Source organism: Ferruginibacter profundus, from assembly GCF_054783275.1.
The window spans coordinates 2,114,455-2,133,716 of record NZ_BAAGQW010000002.1 but is presented as its reverse complement, the minus strand read 5'-3'; the positions used below and the strand labels follow the sequence as shown (position 1 = coordinate 2,133,716).

Sequence of the window (19,262 nt, the reverse complement as noted above, 5' to 3'; positions counted from 1 at the left end):
GAAGCATATAATTGCACTGTTTTTTAAAGCCTTTTGCTATCTTTCAGGTTCATAAAAATTGATCATGGCAATAGTGCAGCAGTTAATTCAGCAATACAATTTACAGGTGCATCCCGAAGGTGGCTGGTACAAAGAAACCTATAAAAGCAAAGCAGTGATCGCAGCAAATGCGCTGCCACAAGGGTTTTCAGGCGACAGGGCATTTTCTACTGCAATTTACTTTTTATTGGAGGCGGGTAATTTTTCGGCTTTTCACAGGATAAAAAGCGATGAATGCTGGCACTTTTATACCGGGGATCCGCTCCTGGTATATATCATTCAGCAGGATGGACAACTTGATATTATTAAGCTGGGAAGCGATTTTACCAATGGGGAATTGTTTCAGTACGTGGTTCCTGCCAATTGCTGGTTTGCCAGCCGCCCGGCACCCCAAAGCCGGTTTTGCCTGGTAGGTTGCACCGTAGCACCGGGCTTTGATTTTGCAGATTTTGAGTTGGCAGATGCAAATACATTGGCAAAATCATATCCTGCACATACAGTAATCATACAGGAATTATGCCGGTAACTGATGGTATATCGAAAATATTATTCCGATATACAAGATCAAAAACATTGGGCGCATTACATTTTTATTGAAACAAAGCCAGCTGCATAGGTTTTAAAAAAGGCACTTTATCTCCTTCCATTCCTGTTGCTGTAATTGTATAAACATTAGTGGCTTCATAGCGTGAGGCAACAATAATGGCTACATCGCCGGCATGTTGTGTAAATAATTTTTCGGCTAATGCAGGCGTATTATTTTCTTTAGATAAATGCGTTAATATAAGATGTGTCATAAAAGCAGGCCGGTGTGTGGTAAATAATTCCAGCGCTTCTTTGTTGGACAAATGACCCTCGCCACCACGGATACGGTTTTTTAATTGCAAAGGATACTTCCCGTTTTCCAGCATATCCTCATCATAATTGGTTTCTAAAAAAACTGCATGGCATTGTTTAAAATAATGCACCACCTGTTTGCATACTTTACCAATATCAGTAAATACACCTACAGTTACATTATTGTGGCTTACAATAAAACTATGCGGATCTGCAGCATCATGGGCTTTTGTAAAAGCAGTAATGAATAAATCACCAACCTGTACCGGTTCATCTGCTGTAAATGTTTTAGCCAGGTGGCTGATCAATCTTGGGCCATGCTTTGCCGTTATGCTTGTAATATAAACCGGTATTTTATATTTATTGGCTAATACAGAAACGCCTTTGATATGATCGCCATGTTCGTGCGATATAAAAATGGCTTTTACCTTTTTTATATCCAGGTCAAGTTGCTTCATCCGCTTTTCTGTTTCCCTGCACGAAATGCCCACATCTACCAGCACGGCTTCGCTGCTGTTGCCAACATAATAACAATTACCGTTGCTGCCCGAATTTAATGATGTAATAAATAATGCCATTGATTTGCAAAGAAAATCATTTTAACTATATGATAATGAGCTAATTTATGAAAATAGTGAATGTACGCCGTGTATTTACGCCGTGTATTTTCAGTACAATAGTTCTCCACAAATCTTGTAATTGTAAAATATGAGTTGTACTTTTACGCCAGCTTACTACCCCTGCCAATCCATTTGTCCTTCCTGATTAAACCGTATCCAATCTCCCACGTCAAAGCCGAAATTCGTTTCCAATCCTCTGAATAGCTACAGTTATTTAGGACTTAATAATTATTGAACAATTATTTCCCTGAGTACATTTTAGATCCATTTACTTATTGTATCGTCCTTTTTAAAACCTGGTGTTTGGTTTTTGCGTATCATATACGTATGCAACCCGAACATATTCTTTTTCGACAACAATAAATAATTACGTCACCTAAAATATACTCAATTATGGAAACTTTTTACACTGCCTACACCAAATTACTGGATTACAAAACCTATTATTTTGTAAAAAAATTCACCGCTTTTCCTGAATTTAAAGATGTATCACCGATTTTGGAATCTTATGGTATGCACACTAGTTTTGATAAAGCCTGTGCTATTGCAGGATTAAGTGATCCGATAATAAAAGAACAATTATTACAACAGGCCGAAGAGAATACGCCACGTGCAAAAGTAGTAGAGCTGGGTAATAGCAGTTTTGCCAGTAAGAGTATTGCAGGATAAAATAGCTTTAGTTTAATGTTAATACAACCTAAGCCTTTTTGGTAAAAAACCAGGAAGGCTTTTTATTTGCAATGATTACAAGTAAGTTTTGTTACTTTTAAAAGTATGGAAAGAAAAAAACCGGATGTAGATGTTGTATTAAATGTGTTGAAGGAAACGCTGGCGGCAAATCCTACCTCTACTTTTACGGCCAGCCTGTTGCAACAATACCAGGAAAGAGGCGGCCTGAGTAAAAAACAACTGGAGGGGCTTTACCATAAAGCATCAAAAGTAGATACTATTACCGAAGGCAAGCTGGCTACTTTACAAGCCATTATTTTAAAAAAGCCAACCCGGTACAAATCGCCGCTGCCGCAACCTACGCCGGCTTTTACCAAAGACGAAGCCATAGGAAAACTGATAACTGCCATTCTTGAAAAATATCCGCAGCATAAACGGGTCTTATTTTTTAAAGCCAATTACGATAGTAATAAACCTTTTGCAGTTACAGAAACTGAAGAGCTGAAACGGTTTTATAAATTATTGATTGATAAATAAAATACTGCTATTCCGGTTTATCGGTATTACTATTGATACTCATTAAATAATCAAACAGGTTTGTTTCTGAAGCAATCCCTAATTTTTTACGCAGCCGGTACCTGCTGATCTCCACACCACGTACAGATATATTCATCAGCTGGGCAATTTCTTTGGTAGATAAATTCATTCTTAAATAGGCACAAAGTTTTAATTCATTGCCTGTAATGGTGCTGTGTTTTTCTTTAAGGCTGGCTACAAAATCGCTGTGTACCTTATCAAAATGTTTGGTAAAATTTTCCCACTCTTTATCAATATTATCATCTTCGCCCAGGGTTTTTATCAGTTTCTTAATTTCCCCGTTGGCAACCGGGTTATCAATCACCTTCATAATATGCGTAAGCCCTTCTTTGATCTTGGTGAGCAATTCTCCTTTTTTAACCAGGTGCATGGCAGAGGAGGCCAGTTCTGAATTTTTAAAATTAATATCGGCTTCCAGGTTTTCATTACGCAAGGCCACAATCTCACTTTCTGTTTTACTCAGCTCCAGGTCGTGAATGTAACGCAGCTGTTTCTGCTCTTCTTCGTACTTAGCCTGCTGCAGGTTAAATTTTTTCTGTTGCCATTTATACAATGCCAATAAGGCTGCCGCAAAAAGCAACAGGTAAATGATTTTTGCCCAAATGGTTTGGTACCAGGGCGGCAATATTTTAAAAGTATAAAAAGCTGCTTCAGATTCATTGCCCAGGTTGCTTCTTACCTTCACTTCAAAAGTATAACTGCCTGCGGGTAAATTAGTATACTCTTTTTCTGTCCGCTGCGTCCAGTCGCTCCAGTTATTGTCAAATCCTTTTATCCTGTAACTGTATTCTAAATTAGACTGGTAACCGAAAACAGAAGGAGAAAATTCAAACCGGATCGTTTTCCAGCCGTCTTTTATTTGAGGAATTGCAGCGGCATCCTGCACTTGTTTTTCATTCACCTCTTTAAAATAACCACCAAATAAAAGGCTGTCGGTTTTACTGATAATTCTTACTGCCCTTAGCTGTACCTGCAGGCCGGGCAGGTTTTTCTTATACTTTTCGTAATTGATATGAAAGAAGCCTTTTTCCCCGCCCAAAAAAATATTATTGGCATCAACAGGATAAATAAATTCAAAACCGCTGAGCATTTTATTACTTAGCTCGGGCAGGTAAATTATGGCAGGCTCTTTTGCCGAAAAATCAATTACGCCCAATGTTTTTTCATGGATGAACCAAACATTGCCCTCCTTATCTTCTTTAAGGTAACGGATGCTTTGGTTGCCCAGCAATTTGCTATAAAACGGCGATGGTTCAAAACTATCTTTATCACGGTTATACATAAACACCCCTTTTTCTGCGGCCACCACCACTTCATTTTTAATTTTATAAATGTGGTTGTTTAATGTAGAAGGCAGGCCTTGTTTATCGGTATACAAAACAGTTTTGTAAGAGCCATCATTGTTTTTGCTGATCCGGTACACACCATGATAAGGATGCGATACCCAGGTATTATCGTATTTATCCAGCGCAACAAATCTTGATGATTCATCAAAGCCTGCTACTTTGCCGGATTGCGTGAACTTCCCGTTATTAAAATCAAAAAAGAATAAACCCTTATAATTGCCTGCAATTATTTGCGCCGAAGGAAATGTGCCGGACATGGGTACAAAATTCCAGTAGCCGGGATTATTGGAGATTACCTGTGCTATATTATTGTTTATTACAAATGCGCCCTCGTGATTGCCGACCAATAGCTGGTTATTAATCTCAGCTAATCCCCAGGTTTGCGCTTTGGCATTAACCACCGGTATAAAATTCCCCTTGCTGAAGCTCAGGTCTTTCATGGGTTGCAGCGGTACACTGTACAGGCCATTGCTGGTGCCGGTGTATAAAATATTGTTGTGAATGATTGTAGTGTAACCCGACCCGTTCTGTAATACAGGATTAATTTGTTTGATTGCGCTGTTGTAGGCAATAAAATCAATGCCATTATCCAGCCCCAGCCATAAATTACTTTGCCGGTCTAAAAAAATACTCAGTACATTATTATTCTGCAAACCTTCTTTGCCCGAAAAATGCTGAATGATATTTCCTTTAAGGTCAACAATGTACACCCCGCTATTGCTGGTGGCTAATGCCAGCCATTCATTATTTACGGCAGTTGCTGCATATATTCTTTCTGTTGCAAAAAAGGAGTTATTGGCAGAAGATAATGGTGTAATAGCGGTACTGGTTAAAATAAAGATGCCGTCTTTTAAAGTAGTTATCAGTGCACTGTCTTTATTAAGCGGTAAAATATTGGTAACAGGGTCAGAAATAGGTAAAGCAGCTTTTACAGGTAGTGGCGACCAGGCTTCGTTCTCAAAAACCATTAATCCCGTTTTATGGTCGTGCGCATACAGGCGGCCATTACAGGTACCTAAAAAAGACCATTCCAGCGGGGCATAATAAGTGGCCACAGCTTCGTTGGCAAATTTGAAAATTTTATTGCCGGAGCGGAAAAATACATTCTTATTAAAAGCAATGATATCCCATACATCGCCAAAAATTTTATCCTTAGCCGGAATAAACTGGGCAAGGGAGCTGTAGTGCAACCGGCCGTTAATGCCCGGGGTAAAATAGCCCAGCTCGTCCTGCCCGCCCACATAAATTTTATTATCAGGCCCTATCTCCAGCGAACGAACTATGGTTTTATTGGGTAGCGGATACAGGTTCCAGCTTCGGCCATCGTAGGTTAATAAACCTTCATTATTGGCTACATATATAATACCATTCTTATCCTGTTTGATATCCCAGTTTTGCAACCCGGCACTATACAGTTGTTTAGAATAATTAATAACATCGGGCAGGCCAATGGTATTCTGACTATGTACTGCAAGCGGCAGTAGAATAAGGAGCAGCAGTTTTTTCATATCTGCATCGTTAATTGAATAGTGAAGGTATACAAAATTGGGTGATGTAGTATTGATGTAGTATAAATACACTTAAAATCAAGCATTTATGTTTTGTGATGTAGTAATGATGTGGCTGTTTATTTCTTATTTGTAGGGGTGGAGAATACTTTTACACTCAATTATTTCATTACTTAAAACGATTGCTTATGAAATTAAAACTCACCATGCTGTGCATTGGCATTATCACCTGTTGTATATTTCAACAGGCCCTTGCACAAAACATTTCCGTCTCCGGAAAAGTAAAAAACAAAACAACAGGAGAGCCCCTGGCAAGTGCCACCATCCTGGTGCAGGGCAGCACCACTTCCACCGTTACAGATGCCACAGGCAGTTTTTCTATTTCAGTTGTAAAAGGAGCCACCCTGGTGATTTCTTACACCGGAATGGATGAAGTACGCTACAAGGTAAATGGTTCGGGGCCCATCGAAATTCAGCTGGAAGAAGGCAACAAAACCATGAATGAAGTGGTGGTAGTGGGCTATGGTACACAAAAAGTAACCAAAGTATCCGGCGCTATCTCCACTGTAAAAGCAGCAGATATAGAAAAACTAAGGCCGGTAAGGGCAGAAGAAGCTTTGCAGGGCAGGGCTTCGGGTGTTACAGTAATATCAGCCGGTACACCAGGTGCAAAACCAACCGTACTGATAAGGGGTATTCCTTCTTTTTCCGGTACCGACCCGGTGGTGATTATTGACGGTGTGCCACAAACCCTGACTGATTTTAATTCTATTAATGCCAGTGATATTGAATCTATCAACGTATTAAAAGATGCTGCCACTACAGCCATTTATGGTGTAAAAGGTGGTAACGGTGTTATTGTGGTTACTACCAAATCAGGTAGAAAAAATCAAAAAACAGAAATTACCGCAAGCAGTAATTATGGTATGCAGGAAGTGATGAAAAAGATCGGTGTTTTAAATGCAACAGAATATGCTGCCATAATAAATGAGGGTAGCGTTACTGCAGGCGGGCCATTGATTTTTCAAAACCTGTCTGCTGTTGGCGTAGGTACCAACTGGCAGGATGAAATTTTTAAAACAGCAGCCATGCAATCGCATAATATAGCGGCACGTGGCGGTAGCGAAAAAATGTCTTACTTCCTTTCTGCCGGTTATTTAAACCAGGGCGGTGTGGTTGGAGGCAACGATAAATCATTATACAGCAGGGGTAACTTTACAGCCAACCTTAGCTTTGACCTTACTTCAAAATTAAAATTCCTTGTTAATACAACCGGTGTAATTCTCGATGGTAAAGGCATACAGGAAAACTCTTTTAACAGCGTGCTGGGTAGTGCCCTCAATTTTGACCCTACTGTACCGGTATATAATAATGTACCTAATACCGTAGGTAAATACGGCTTCAGTAATTTGTTGTTATCAGAAATCTATAATCCGCTTACCAAGCTGGATAATACCTACAATAAAAACGCCGGTAATAAATTATATGGCAAATTTGAATTACAATATGATGTAATTAAGAATTTAAAATTATCTACCCGTTTTGGATACACTAAGTATGATGGTAATTCTAAAAGCTTTAACCCGTTAGTATTCTATGGTAATAATAATGTAGATAATTCCATGAATGCCGATGGTTCAACCGTTACCGGCAAACACAACAGCGTATCGCATGATAAAGTAAGTAACTTTAATTATACCTGGGAAAGCTTTGCCAACTACAATTTTAAAGTAAAGCAAGACCATAATTTTGAGACCGTACTGGGTTTTTCTGTGGCTAAAACATCAGGCAATGCTGCCGGTGCAAGCAGGCAGGATGTACCTTTTAACTCCTGGGAGTTTGCAGATTTTACTGCAGCAACCGGAAGCAATACTGCTACCAATACCAATGCCCTCAGCGGTTATTACTACCAGTATTTCAGAAGAAACCTTTCATACTTTGCAAGGATCAACTACGATTACCAGGATAAATATTTAGCGTCATTCACGGCACGCCGTGATGGTTCCTATGCTTTTGGTATCGATAATAAATATGCTAACTTTTTTTCCGGTTCATTGGGTTGGGTAGTTACCAAAGAAGATTTCTTTCATTCTGATTTTATCGACTACCTGAAAATAAGGGGTAGCTACGGATCAATTGGTAATGAAAATGTAGATCCCCAGTTTGTAAGTATTGTAACCGGCGGATCAAGCTATGGCCCAACTGCAAATAGCAATGGCTATACTTTCAATAATGTGTTTTATCCCGGCGCTACTGTAGGTTCTGCAGCCAATGACGCTTTAAGATGGGAAAAACAATTACAATACAATGCCGGTTTTGATGTGACTTTCTACAAAAAGAAATTCTCCTTATCAGCAGATTATTTCCAGAAAAAAGTGGATGGTTTATTATTTACGCCTTCTGCTTCTTTATACCTGGGTACTGTGCCCATTCCCACCGCAAATATCGGTGCCACCAAAAGCAGTGGTATAGATCTTACACTGGCTTATAATGAGATCATTCACCGCAATATCAGATTAAATACCTCTTTAACTTTTACTACTGCTAAAAACGAAGTTACTGCTACCAATGATGATGGCACGGCTAAAATAAGAGGCGGTGGTTATTTCAATGGTCAGTCACAAAATGTAACAGTATTTGAAAAAGGACAAACACCAGGTTATTTCTATGGTTATAAAACCAATGGTTTATTTCAAACCACTGCAGATTTAACCAAGGGGGCTTCACAACCGGGCGCTCAGCCGGGTGATATCCGTTTTGTGGATATGAATGGCGATGGCAAAATTACCGCTGATGACCAGACGAAAATCGGTGATCCCTTCCCGGATTTTACTATGGGATGGAATTTAAACCTGGAGTATAAGAATTTTGATTTTACTGCATTCACGTATGCTTCTGTAGGTAATGATATTTACAGGGCTTATGAAAGAAATGCCAACTACTCTAATAAATACAGGGCAGTATTGGCAAGGTGGACAGGTGCAGGCACAACCAATGATGCTACCAACCCACGCTATTCTTTTACAGATGCTAATAGTAATATCCGTGTTTCTGACCGGTATGTGGAAGATGGGTCTTTTGTAAAAATTAAAAATATACAATTGGGCTACACCTTCCCTTCTTCAGTAACCAAAAAAATACTGAGCAGGTTACGGGTATATGCACAGGTAAAAAATGCCTACACGTTTACCAAATACTCAGGATTTGATCCTGAAATACCTGGCGGCATTTTAGATACCGGCGTTGACCGTGGTGCTTACCCACAGGCAAGAACTTACGCTTTAGGTATTGATATTAAACTATAAATTTTTCAAACAAAATATTATACAATGAAGAATATTAAAATACTGAGCCTGGTTTTTTTGATCACCACGCTTGCATCCTGTAAAAAATGGGTGGACTATAACCCACATGATGAATATAAAATTACGGACCTGGATTATTTAAAATCTGAAAGTGATTACCGCACCATGGCAGTAAGTGTGTATACACCTATGCAATGGCTTAACCAGGCGGTGCCTGTTGGGGATATCGCATCAGACAATGCGGTAAGCGGTGGCGAGAATGCATCGGATGTATTATCGCTGCAGCAGATAGATGATTACACATTAACCCCGGTAAACTCCACACTTACTGAATTATGGCAGGCAGCCTATGAAGGTATCAACAGGGCCAATTACATGACCCAATATAAAGATGCCAATAAAGCCGGCGAAGCAATAAGTTTTGTTGGTAAAGATGCCTTGTATGGCGAAGTGTATTTTTTGCGTGCCTACTATTATTTTCATTTAGTAAGGTTCTTTGGTGATGTGCCATTATTTACGGACAAAAGATTAGGCTTAAGCGAATCAAAAACTTTACAACGTTCGGCTAAAGCAGACGTGTACAAACAAATTGAAGCAGACCTGAACAGTGCTATCGCTGTGTTACCTATCACCAATATTGAAAAAGGAAGGGTTACTAAATATGCGGCACAGGCTTTATTGGGTAAAGTGTTATTATACGAAAATAAATTTGATGCAGCTGCTACCGTACTGGAAAATGTAGTGAACGGGCCTTTCAGTTTAGTACCAGATTTTGGAAGTATATTTTTACAAACGGGGGAGAACGGTCCTGAATCAGTTTTTGAAATTCAATACTCTAATACTTCGCCTTATTACAACTGGGGTGGCGTAACAAGAGGCCAGGGTAATCATTCGGTACAGCAATGTGGTATCAGGGGCCTTAACGGATCTGCAGCTATGCCTTATGCAGCCGGCTGGAGTACTAATTTACCTACTGTAAATCTTGCAAATGCTTATACGGCAGGTGATATAAGAAAAGCAGTAACGGTGTTGGATATAGAAGCCTATAAAAATGCTAACCCTGCTTTTGGTATTACTTACCAGGTGGCACCGTACAAAAATACCGGTTTATACAACCAGAAATATTTACCACGTAAAGGCGAAACATCGGGCCAGGTGGAATTGAATTACCTGAACAATTTCAGAACCATCCGTTATGCCGAAGTATTGCTGATGGCTGCTGAAGCTAATAACAGGGCCACTACACCCAACGATACTAAAGCACAACTGTATTTAAATAGGGTACGCCGCCGTGCATTTGCGGTGAATGACGCCAGTAAAGATATTACTGTAACAGGCACTGCATTAAAACAAGCCATCTGGGACGAAAGGAGATTAGAGCTGGCAATGGAAGGCGACCGCTTTTTTGACCTGGTTAGAACCGGCCAGGCAGCTACAAAAATTACAGGCTTTGTAACAGGCAAACACGAATTATTTCCTATTCCTCAAACAGAGATTGATATTTCCGGTTTAAAACAAAACCCCGGCTATTGATCACCAACCATTAAAAATTAACGATTATGAAACTAATAAAATATTTTTTCAGTATTGCTTTTTTGCTGGCAGTGGTTATTAGCTGTAAAAAGGAAGTGATTGATGATACTTCTTTTTTGGCCACCGATACTGCCCCGGCTGCTTTATCTGCATTATTTGAAATTACGCAGGACAATACCGGCCTGGTAACGATTACGCCTAACGGAGAAGGACTGGCTTTCTATGAAATTTATTATGGCGACGCCACTACCACTCCTGCAAAAGTGTTACCCGGAAAAAACACACAGCATGTATATGCCGAAGGGGTATACAATGTAAAAATTGTAGGCCATAGCATTACCGGCAAAATAACCGAAACAACTAAATCACTTACAGTAACATTCAGGGCGCCGGAAAATTTAGATTTTACAATAACCGTAGATCCTTCCAACAATTACAAGATCAGCGTTAAAGCAACGGCATTGTACGAAACCTTCTTTAAAGTATATTTTGGAGATGTACCTAATGAAGTGCCGGTATCTTTTCTTGAAGGCGATGTGGTTACGCATACTTATGCAGCTGTTGGTACCTATAATGTAAAAGTAGTGGCATTAAGTGGTGGTGCAGCAACCGTACAATTAATTAAACCGGTTACTATTGTAGATCCCGTTTTATTACCAATAACATTTGAATCTCCTACAGTTAACTATGCTTTTACCGATTTTGGCGGTGGTGTGGTAACTAAAATAAACAATCCGCAGATCAACGGTATTAATACCAGTGCAAAAGTAGGTAAGATGGTAAAGAATGCCCCTGAAGTTTATGGCGGCAGCTTAATTACATTAGGTGCACCCATTGATTTTTCGGTGAATAAAGTTTTCAGGATGAAAGTTTTTTCTCCGAGAGTGGGAGCCAAGGTTTTATTGAAAGTAGAAAATCTTACCAATAGCGGAATCAGTTTTGAAAAAGAAGTAGCTACCACGGTTGCCAACACCTGGGAAGACCTGGTGTTTAATTACAGTGCAATCAATGCTGCCAATGCTTACCAGAAAGTGGTTTTAATTTTTGATTTGGGAACAGTGGGTGATGGTTCTGCAAACTTTACTTTTTTGTTTGATGATATCAGGCTTACCAATCAATTACCCGTTAGTTTATTAACGCTTCCTGTAACTTTTGATGATCCGTTGGTAAATTATGCAGTTACCGATTTTGGTGGCAATGTTACAGTGGATGATGTAGATCCGGGCAATGCGGCAAACAAAGTAAAGAAAACCACTAAAACAAGCGGCGCACAAACATGGGCCGGTACAACTATTGGCGCAGGCTTTACTTCTAAAATTCCTTTTACAGCAACCGCTACACAAATGACGGTGAGGGTGTATTCACCTGCCGCAGGCCTTCCTGTACGATTAAAAGTAGAAGACCGCACGGATAATACCAAATCAGTAGAAACAGAAAAATTAACCACCGTTGCCAACGCATGGGAAACACTGGTGTTTGATTTTGCTAACCAGGCTACCGGTACAGCTGCACTAAACCTTACCTATAATTATGATATGGCTTCCATCTTCTTTGATTTTAATACCGCAGGAAATGGTAAAGTATATTATTGGGATGATATAAAATTTCTGCCGGTTAATGTGGCCGGGCTGGGATTACCAATAGATTTTGAATCTACAACATTGGTATATGCCTTTACCGATTTTGATGGCGGTGTGGCAACAGTTATTGCCAACCCACACAGTGGTGGTATTAACACCAGTGCCAAAGTAGGCAAGATGGTTAAAAATGCAGGACAAACATGGGGAGGAAGTTTTCTTACTTTAGCAAGCCCTATTAATTTTTCTGTAACTAAAACTTTTAAAATGAAAGTGTATTCACCAAGAGTAGGTGCAAAGGTTCTTTTAAAAGTAGAAAACCTCACCAACGGTGGTATCAGTTACGAAAAAGAAGTAACTACCACTACGGCTAATGCATGGGAATTATTAACCTTTGATTTTAGCGGCATCAATACCGCCAACTCTTATCAGAAAATAGTATTGATTTTTGATAATGGCACTATGGGAGATGGTTCTGCAAACTTCACTTTTAATTTTGATGACATTACACTTAATTAATTCTAAAAAAATATTATTATGATCACAAAAATAAAATTGCTCCTCATCATGTTTTTTGCAACAGGCATTTTATTTATTGCCTGTAAAAAAACGGAGTATAAACTGGGAGATTTAAAATCACCTTCGGGGTTAACATTAACAACAGCTATTGCCGGTGTTGATGCTGCCAACCCCAACGGAAACGGTAGCGGCACCGTGGTAATTACGGCTACTGCATCAGGCGCTATTACATACAATATAGATTTTGGCGATGGTAAAACACAGGTAGTGCCATCAGGTGCTATTACTTACAAATACACCAACCCGGGTACTTATGATTATACCGTTACTGTAAATGCAGTGGGTACAGCAGGCATCATTTCTACCATCAGCAAAAAAATAAAAGTGTTTGTGGCTTTTGAAATACCTCCGGTGATCTTGCAATCATTAACCAATGGCGCTTCGCAGATTTGGGTAACTGATAAAAATGCAGCCGGCCATTTCGGCGTAGGACAGGCAGATATGTTCTTCCCCAACTATTATGCGGCAACACCTAATTCAAGAGAGGCTTGTGCTTATGATGATGAGATCACTTTTTCTAAAGATGCCAACAATAATGTGTTTATGGCGGTGAATAATAAAGGAGAGAATTTTTCTATAGGAGCAGCCACAGGCTTTTATGGTTTTAGCGGCGGCGATGGTTGTTATGCCATCAACACAGGCGGTAATAAAAAATTAGCCTTTATGGATGCTACGTCCGCATCTACCAGTGCTAATTCTACCAGGATACAATTTACTGTTCCGGGTAATGGCATCATAAATTTTGGCACCGGCGGCACCACGTATGAAATTTTATCGATAACTTCTACTACTGTTAGCCTGCGTAATATTGGTGCTGATGGTAATGCATGGTATCAGAAATTAAAAATTAAATAATAGCAATATGAGGTACTTAAAAAACACGGTGGTTTTGATAGGCTCGTTTTTAATTTTAAGCAGTTGCAAAAAAAGCAGTTCCAACGGGCCATCACAAACAGCACCAACTAATTTAGTGGTAACCGGTGTGCCCAGTACAGACGGTAGCGGTAATGTGGCCTTTACGGCTACAGCAGATAATGCGGCTACCTATGCTTACGAATTTGGAGACGGCGGTATAACCACCACCAGCACAGGAACCACTACATACAAATACACACTCTTAGGCAGCAATACCTATACTGTAACAGTTACGGCTACCAGCAGTACCGGCGGTACGTTGAAGAAATCAATACAGGTAACAGTTAATGTAGTAGCAGGTACACCTGGCCTGGTATGGTCAGAAGAGTTTAATACAGACGGTGCCCCCAACAGTGCCAGGTGGGGATACGATATTGGCGCAGGTGGCTGGGGCAACAACGAACAGGAGTATTATACCAGCAGGCCCGAAAATGCGGTGGTGATAAACGGTGTATTAAAGATCACTGCAAAAAAAGAAAGCTACAGTGGCAGCAATTATACTTCTGCAAGGTTATTGTCGAAGGATAAATTTTCTTTTAAGTATGGTAAAATAGAAATAAGGGCAAAACTGCCTGCCGGCGGCGGCACATGGCCCGCCATCTGGATGCTGGGCAATAATATTGGTACCACACCATGGCCGGGTTGCGGCGAAATTGATATTATGGAACATGTGGGCAACCAGTTGAATAAAATTTATGGCACCCTGCATCACCCGGGCCACTCAGGCGCTAACGGTGATGGTAGTACTATAATTATTCCTGATGCCACTACAGCTTTTCATAATTATATTTTAGAGTGGTCGGCATCGAGTATTAAATTTTATGTAGACACACAATTGTTCTACAGCTTTACCAATACGGCAAGCCTGCCATTCAATCAAAACTTTTTCATCATTCTGAATGTAGCCATGGGCGGCAATTTTGGCGGCACCATCGATCCTGCATTCAATAGTGCTGCAATGGAAGTTGATTATATAAGGGTGTACCAGTAGATCCGCAGGTCATTCCGGGGCATGGCTTCAGAATGACCTTTCTTACCAATTTTAAAATCTCTGATTAATTTTTAAAAACTGTTTATGAATCAGTTACAAAACCTCTTTGCCTCTGCTATTGTGGTAATAGGCTGTACAACAATGCTGGCGCAATGCAAACCGGCTGCGGCTGATGTACCTGCCACTACAGCACAAAATATGCCTGCTGTTTTTTTTGATGATTTTTCCGGATCAAAATTAGACAGCACAAAATGGAATGTAGAAACCACCGGTATGCACTTTAATAACGAATTGCAGGCTTATGTAGATTCTGCCAATACCATATCATTTGTAAAAGGAGATGCTGCAGAAGGCGCAGTAAATGGTGCATTGATGATTCAGCCAAAATTTACGCCGGGCTTTGTAACCAAAGACGGGCAAAAATTTGATTTTATCTCCGGCAGAATGAATACGAAAAATAAATTTGAAGTGGCTTATGGTACAGTAGCGGCAAGAATTAAATTATCTGATGGTGCCGGCTTATGGCCTGCCTGGTGGATGCTGGGTAATGGCGGCTGGCCCGAAACCGGCGAGATAGATATCATGGAATATATCGGCGAAAAAGACTGGGCCAGCGCTGCCGTGCATGGCAAAGGGTATAGCGGCGATGCAGGTTTGGTAAACCGTTTATATTTTCCTGCCGGCAATGATGTAACCAAATGGCATGTGTATGCAGTAGACTGGACGCCGGATAGCCTGGTATTCAAATACGACGATGTACCTATGCTTAGAATAACCAAACCCATGGCACAGTTTTTTGGTCCCTGGGCTTTTGATAATCCTAAATTTCTCATTTTAAATTTTGCAGTAGGCGGTATTTATCCTTTTAAAATTAACGGGATAAAAGAACCGTATTACGGATTGCCGGCTGCTACTTTTGAAGCCATAAAAAATGGGCAGAGCAAGATGCTGGTGGATTGGGTTAGAGTGACTAAAAAGCAATAAGAACTTTTCAGCAGTTAGGTTTTTTGTTAGATAGCAATCGCAATACAGCGGAACACATTTACTTGTCTAAGTTTATGTTTCCGCTTTTTTCGTATCTTCGAAATGTGGCAAAACAGACTAAATATCATTTAGGAATTGAAGTAGATAAATTAACAAATAGTATAGCCAATACTATTTCCGGGGACAGTTTTCCAACTGACGTTCATCCTGTTGCCAAATCAGATATAAAAAATACTACTAAAAAAAATGGTTGGCTTTTCAATTGGACAACTGAGTTTAAGTTAACAGACAGGCAGGTTTTTAAACTGACAATTAGAAACAATCCCGAAATAATTCAAGGGCTTTTAAGTATAAGTGATTACAATGATCATTATTATTTGCACCTTATTGAAAGTGCACCGTTCAACTTAGGTAAACACAAACTTTATGAGGGAGTTCCTGGTAATTTGTTTGCTTTTACTTGTAAATCTTCCTGGGACAAAGGATATCAAGGTTTCGTTTCTTTCACTTCCAAGACAAAACTGATTGAACATTATGAAAAGACTTTAGGAGCGACACATGTTGGGGGACATAAAATGGTAATATTCCCACAGGAAGCGCTTAAACTAATTAAAAAATATTTTCCAACTTAAATTATAAGATAATGGGATTCATCAAAGAACCAGCGGGCATTGACTTTGTAGTTGATCCAACACCTTTGACAACTACAGACAGAAAAAGAATCAGTGAAATAATAGCTTATTACAAAGCAACAGGAAAAAAAATGCCGAAGCAAAAAGCAGCAACAAAAATCCGTTTAAAAAGTATCAGTAGAAAGAAGATACTGGCCTGATTCGGTTTATGAATACGCTTCCGGAAAGCCTGCAGGGCTAGCATGAAGACATCATATTTTTTATCTAAGTTTATGTTTCCGCTTTTTTATTTGATATTATTTTTTATGTACTCTACTGCGCTCATTGGGCGGGCTATAATTATTCCTTCTTTGTTTATTACAAAGTAAGCAGGAAAAAAAGATACATCTAACTTGCCTTCTAATTCAATCTTCCTGTCATTGGAAAGGCTGTTATGCAGTTTTGGGTCATCATTTGATTTTAAATTCAATTGCAGCCAGTTGGTAACCGGGATTGTAAGAAATGAATAAATATCATTTTTCCTGATAAAAAGGCTTTTCCAGGCTTCATAGCTGCTGATGCAAGTACTGATAATCCTGACTTTGTGCTCCTTATTTTTAAGGATATCTTTAAATTGATTCATTTCATTAATGCAGGCGGTACATCCGTCAAACCAAAAATCAATTATTGTAATATCCGATTTTGTAAAATCTAATTGTACTGGCTTACCACTGGTGTCGATAAAATTTTCAATACTAAACTTTTCTCCGATATTCTTAGTTAATGATTTGAGGCCTTTTTCTTTCCTGGCATTTATAGCAGAGTCGGTCCTGTATTTTTGAAGTAGATCCTGTTCAGGAGTCTTGTCCGGTTTGGTATTGCAAGAGGAAAAGGAAATAAGAAAAGATAATGACAGAAGTATAGCTACTTTGTTTTGCATAATCCTTAGTTAGTTTTTAAGTATGAGCTACGTCTTTTCAAAACAGCAAAGTATAAAGTTAATTGTTTTGCAGTAGTAATACGCTGATTATATAATATACAAAGAGCCCGGGTTTTTAAACCCGGGCTCTTTGATGTCTTTAAGAGAGTACTGAATAAAATTTATATTAACTGAATAGTCCGCCTTTTTTCAATTCACGAACACCCTGGCCAATTAAGAAACCATTCTGGTAGATCATGATCTTGTAACTTCCCTGTTGAAAGTTGCTGCCCGGGGCAAAAGCGAATTCTACATTTTTACTTTTAGCAGTTTCAATAGCTACCGGTAATTTAGCGGTGTAAGTTTTATCACCTTCTTCACGGGTAGTAAAAGTTTCTGCACCGGTAGTTACAGGCTGGCCATCGGGGCCAATCACTACTACATACACATCAGTTGAACCTGGTTCAGCAATACGGTTGTTCACATCAAAACTTACTAAAAGTTTGTCAACACGTTTTGCAGTGGTAGACACTTTTTCTTTTCCATTCCTTCTAACATTTACCGGCGTGATTACAATGTTTGATGCATTTAAAGTAGACGCAACATCCACTTTCTTTTCCAGGTTTACTTTAGCTTCTGTTGTTGCAGTAAGGTCAGTAGTTAACTTTTCTTTTTCCTGTGTCAACACAACTTTATCATTACTTAAAGTTTGATTTTCCTGGGTTAACCTGGCAACATCAGCTTCAAGTGTGGTGATTTTTTCATTTAAAGATGCAATCAGTGTTTTAGCTCTGGCCAATTCACTTGCAGTTGCATTTTTCTTATTTAAAATACTGCGGATCTCATTTTTTGTTTTTGTGATCTCTGCATTTTTATCGGCCAGCTTGCTGGTTAATCCGTTGTTGGCAGTAGTCATAGAATCCAGTCTTGCCAATGATGCATCAAAGCTTGTCTGGATATCACTTTTTTCATCGGTTACTTTAGCAATTTGTGTTTGCTGTTGCTGTATGGTCTCTGAATTTTTTGTTTTGTCATAAGCCATATAGCCGCCCATGCCTAATACACCTGCTGCTAATACACCGATAACTGCATTCTTTACGGCATTAGTCTTAGCTGGTACTGTTACTTGTTTCTCCTGTTCAGGAGTTGGAAAGTTTGTAGTGCTCATAATAATAGATTTTTAAAAGATTAAGATTTAGATTTTTAATTTTTTTGTCCCTGCCTTTGCGGGGTAGCTTTCGTGTTACATGTGCCAGAGATTCCAAAACCGTGCCATTATTATTTTCTGTGGAAAAGTGAAAGCGTTTTAACAAATCAGGCAGGGTCCGCTAAACGCTTGCTGGTATTGGTTTTCAGCCGGTAAACAGCCGGCAAAAAAAATTCTTTTTATTTTCCTTAACAGGCCGGTAAAGGCAACCCAAAGCCTGTACTTGCCGTTTATCAGGTTGAATAAATCAGCATGACCAGAAACACTGCTACCACTAATCAACCTGTTAAAAGAACAATATATAATTCCACAATGATCGCCTACCTGAATAAAAGTTATGGCAGGGTGGGTACAGGTTATTTGTACAAAATAGTATACAAAGGTTTTACACCTCCCGATACCGCAGCCGTAAGGTGTATACAAATACCGTTAGATAACATCAACAATCGTATTGCCAAGAGAATATTTGATATTATAGTGTCACTGATAGTTATTGCGGGCATATTATCCTGGCTTATGCCTGTAATGGCGGTAATAATAAAAGCTACTTCCCGTGGACCTGTTTTTTTTCTGCAAAAAAGAACTAAGAAAAATGGTGTGGTATTTACCTGTATCAAATTCCGCTCTATGCAGGTAAATGCTATGGCAGATATTTTACCGGCTGCAGAAAATGATACAAGGATAACAGCGCCGGGCCGCTTTATACGCAAAACATTTATTGATGAACTGCCGCAATTCTTTAATGTACTGTGGGGCGATATGTCGGTGATTGGCCCAAGGCCGCATATGCTGGCTGAGAGTATACAATTTGAAGAGGCAGTACATTATTATAATTACAGGGAAAAAGTAAAACCGGGCATTACCGGTCTTGCACAAATAATGGGCCTGGAGGGTGCCGCCAACAGTATGCAAAAAATGAAAGATAGGGTTGATGTAGATATTTTTTATTTACGGCACTGGACATTAAAGCTGGATATGGTAATACTTTACCGCACCATCTGTAAAATGATGGGGATATAGATCAG

Annotated in this window: 16 protein-coding genes; 12 read left to right on the top strand and 4 right to left on the bottom strand. The window is 39.4% G+C overall.

All coding sequences use genetic code 11. The features are described from left to right. Positions 1-64 precede the first annotated feature (64 nt). On the top strand, positions 65-565 hold the full coding sequence (locus ACYVM0_RS19235; protein WP_460559691.1) for a cupin domain-containing protein: 501 nt from the start codon (positions 65-67) through the stop codon (positions 563-565). 64 nt (positions 566-629) lie between these two features. Here the strand turns inward: ACYVM0_RS19235 and ACYVM0_RS19230 are convergent, their stop codons facing one another. Beyond that, positions 630-1,454 (bottom strand): MBL fold metallo-hydrolase, encoded by an 825-nt coding sequence (locus tag ACYVM0_RS19230; RefSeq protein WP_460559690.1) that lies wholly within the window; start codon positions 1,452-1,454, stop codon positions 630-632. Positions 1,455-1,889: 435 nt separating this feature from the next. Between ACYVM0_RS19230 and ACYVM0_RS19225 the strand changes: the two genes are divergently transcribed. Both ACYVM0_RS19225 and ACYVM0_RS19220 read left to right on the top strand, forming a co-directional pair. Next, positions 1,890-2,165: a hypothetical protein gene (locus tag ACYVM0_RS19225; protein ID WP_460559689.1), complete on the top strand. Its 276-nt coding sequence runs from the start codon at positions 1,890-1,892 to the stop codon at positions 2,163-2,165. A 105-nt stretch (positions 2,166-2,270) separates the two neighbouring features. Then, positions 2,271-2,702, top strand: a complete 432-nt coding sequence (locus tag ACYVM0_RS19220; protein ID WP_460559688.1) for a hypothetical protein — start codon at positions 2,271-2,273, stop codon at positions 2,700-2,702. A 7-nt stretch (positions 2,703-2,709) separates the two neighbouring features. Here ACYVM0_RS19220 and ACYVM0_RS19215 read toward each other — a convergent pair whose 3' ends face one another. Next, positions 2,710-5,616, bottom strand: a complete 2,907-nt coding sequence (locus ACYVM0_RS19215) for a triple tyrosine motif-containing protein (protein ID WP_460559687.1) — start codon at positions 5,614-5,616, stop codon at positions 2,710-2,712. Between the two features lie 188 nt (positions 5,617-5,804). Here ACYVM0_RS19215 and ACYVM0_RS19210 point away from each other — a divergent pair, with 188 nt between their 5' ends. From ACYVM0_RS19210 to ACYVM0_RS19175, 8 genes are all read left to right on the top strand, one after another. After that, entirely contained in the window at positions 5,805-8,921 is a 3,117-nt protein-coding gene (locus ACYVM0_RS19210; protein ID WP_460559686.1) for a SusC/RagA family TonB-linked outer membrane protein, read from the top strand. Between the two features lie 24 nt (positions 8,922-8,945). Next, on the top strand, positions 8,946-10,454 hold the full coding sequence (locus ACYVM0_RS19205) for a RagB/SusD family nutrient uptake outer membrane protein (protein WP_460559685.1): 1,509 nt from the start codon (positions 8,946-8,948) through the stop codon (positions 10,452-10,454). Positions 10,455-10,480: 26 nt separating this feature from the next. After that, a complete protein-coding gene (locus ACYVM0_RS19200; protein WP_460559684.1) occupies positions 10,481-12,550 on the top strand; it encodes a hypothetical protein in 2,070 nt (689 codons plus the stop codon). A gap of 18 nt (positions 12,551-12,568) precedes the next feature. Beyond that, the gene (locus ACYVM0_RS19195; protein WP_460559683.1) at positions 12,569-13,465 is read left to right on the top strand and encodes a PKD domain-containing protein; all 897 of its coding nucleotides are present in this window, start codon (positions 12,569-12,571) and stop codon (positions 13,463-13,465) included. A 7-nt stretch (positions 13,466-13,472) separates the two neighbouring features. Then, a complete protein-coding gene (locus ACYVM0_RS19190; protein WP_460559682.1) occupies positions 13,473-14,516 on the top strand; it encodes a glycoside hydrolase family 16 protein in 1,044 nt (347 codons plus the stop codon). A gap of 84 nt (positions 14,517-14,600) precedes the next feature. After that, the gene (locus ACYVM0_RS19185; RefSeq protein WP_460559681.1) at positions 14,601-15,500 is read left to right on the top strand and encodes a glycoside hydrolase family 16 protein; all 900 of its coding nucleotides are present in this window, start codon (positions 14,601-14,603) and stop codon (positions 15,498-15,500) included. A 104-nt stretch (positions 15,501-15,604) separates the two neighbouring features. After that, positions 15,605-16,132, top strand: coding sequence for a hypothetical protein (locus tag ACYVM0_RS19180; protein ID WP_460559679.1), 528 nt, complete (start codon positions 15,605-15,607; stop codon positions 16,130-16,132). Positions 16,133-16,143: 11 nt separating this feature from the next. Next, positions 16,144-16,332 carry a hypothetical protein gene (locus ACYVM0_RS19175; RefSeq protein WP_460559677.1) on the top strand — a complete coding sequence of 63 codons (189 nt, stop codon included), beginning with the start codon at positions 16,144-16,146 and terminating at the stop codon, positions 16,330-16,332. A gap of 86 nt (positions 16,333-16,418) precedes the next feature. Here the strand turns inward: ACYVM0_RS19175 and ACYVM0_RS19170 are convergent, their stop codons facing one another. After that, on the bottom strand, positions 16,419-17,051 hold the full coding sequence (locus ACYVM0_RS19170) for a peroxiredoxin family protein (protein WP_460559675.1): 633 nt from the start codon (positions 17,049-17,051) through the stop codon (positions 16,419-16,421). A gap of 166 nt (positions 17,052-17,217) precedes the next feature. After that, positions 17,218-18,198 (bottom strand): hypothetical protein, encoded by a 981-nt coding sequence (locus ACYVM0_RS19165; protein ID WP_460559673.1) that lies wholly within the window; start codon positions 18,196-18,198, stop codon positions 17,218-17,220. A 291-nt stretch (positions 18,199-18,489) separates the two neighbouring features. Here ACYVM0_RS19165 and ACYVM0_RS19160 point away from each other — a divergent pair, with 291 nt between their 5' ends. After that, complete coding sequence (locus ACYVM0_RS19160; protein WP_460559671.1) at positions 18,490-19,257, top strand: sugar transferase; 768 nt, start codon at positions 18,490-18,492, stop codon at positions 19,255-19,257. Positions 19,258-19,262: the final 5 nt, after the last annotated feature.

Coding starts and splice junctions, on each gene's coding strand:
- ACYVM0_RS19175 (WP_460559677.1), top strand. CDS start 16,144: ATGGGATTCATCAAAGAACCAGCGGGCATTGACTTTGTAGTTGATCCA.
- ACYVM0_RS19205 (WP_460559685.1), top strand. CDS start 8,946: ATGAAGAATATTAAAATACTGAGCCTGGTTTTTTTGATCACCACGCTT.
- ACYVM0_RS19230 (WP_460559690.1), bottom strand. CDS start 1,454: ATGGCATTATTTATTACATCATTAAATTCGGGCAGCAACGGTAATTGT.
- ACYVM0_RS19165 (WP_460559673.1), bottom strand. CDS start 18,198: ATGAGCACTACAAACTTTCCAACTCCTGAACAGGAGAAACAAGTAACA.
- ACYVM0_RS19235 (WP_460559691.1), top strand. CDS start 65: ATGGCAATAGTGCAGCAGTTAATTCAGCAATACAATTTACAGGTGCAT.
- ACYVM0_RS19185 (WP_460559681.1), top strand. CDS start 14,601: ATGAATCAGTTACAAAACCTCTTTGCCTCTGCTATTGTGGTAATAGGC.
- ACYVM0_RS19195 (WP_460559683.1), top strand. CDS start 12,569: ATGATCACAAAAATAAAATTGCTCCTCATCATGTTTTTTGCAACAGGC.
- ACYVM0_RS19210 (WP_460559686.1), top strand. CDS start 5,805: ATGAAATTAAAACTCACCATGCTGTGCATTGGCATTATCACCTGTTGT.
- ACYVM0_RS19200 (WP_460559684.1), top strand. CDS start 10,481: ATGAAACTAATAAAATATTTTTTCAGTATTGCTTTTTTGCTGGCAGTG.
- ACYVM0_RS19190 (WP_460559682.1), top strand. CDS start 13,473: ATGAGGTACTTAAAAAACACGGTGGTTTTGATAGGCTCGTTTTTAATT.
- ACYVM0_RS19215 (WP_460559687.1), bottom strand. CDS start 5,616: ATGAAAAAACTGCTGCTCCTTATTCTACTGCCGCTTGCAGTACATAGT.
- ACYVM0_RS19220 (WP_460559688.1), top strand. CDS start 2,271: ATGGAAAGAAAAAAACCGGATGTAGATGTTGTATTAAATGTGTTGAAG.
- ACYVM0_RS19225 (WP_460559689.1), top strand. CDS start 1,890: ATGGAAACTTTTTACACTGCCTACACCAAATTACTGGATTACAAAACC.
- ACYVM0_RS19160 (WP_460559671.1), top strand. CDS start 18,490: ATGACCAGAAACACTGCTACCACTAATCAACCTGTTAAAAGAACAATA.
- ACYVM0_RS19170 (WP_460559675.1), bottom strand. CDS start 17,051: ATGCAAAACAAAGTAGCTATACTTCTGTCATTATCTTTTCTTATTTCC.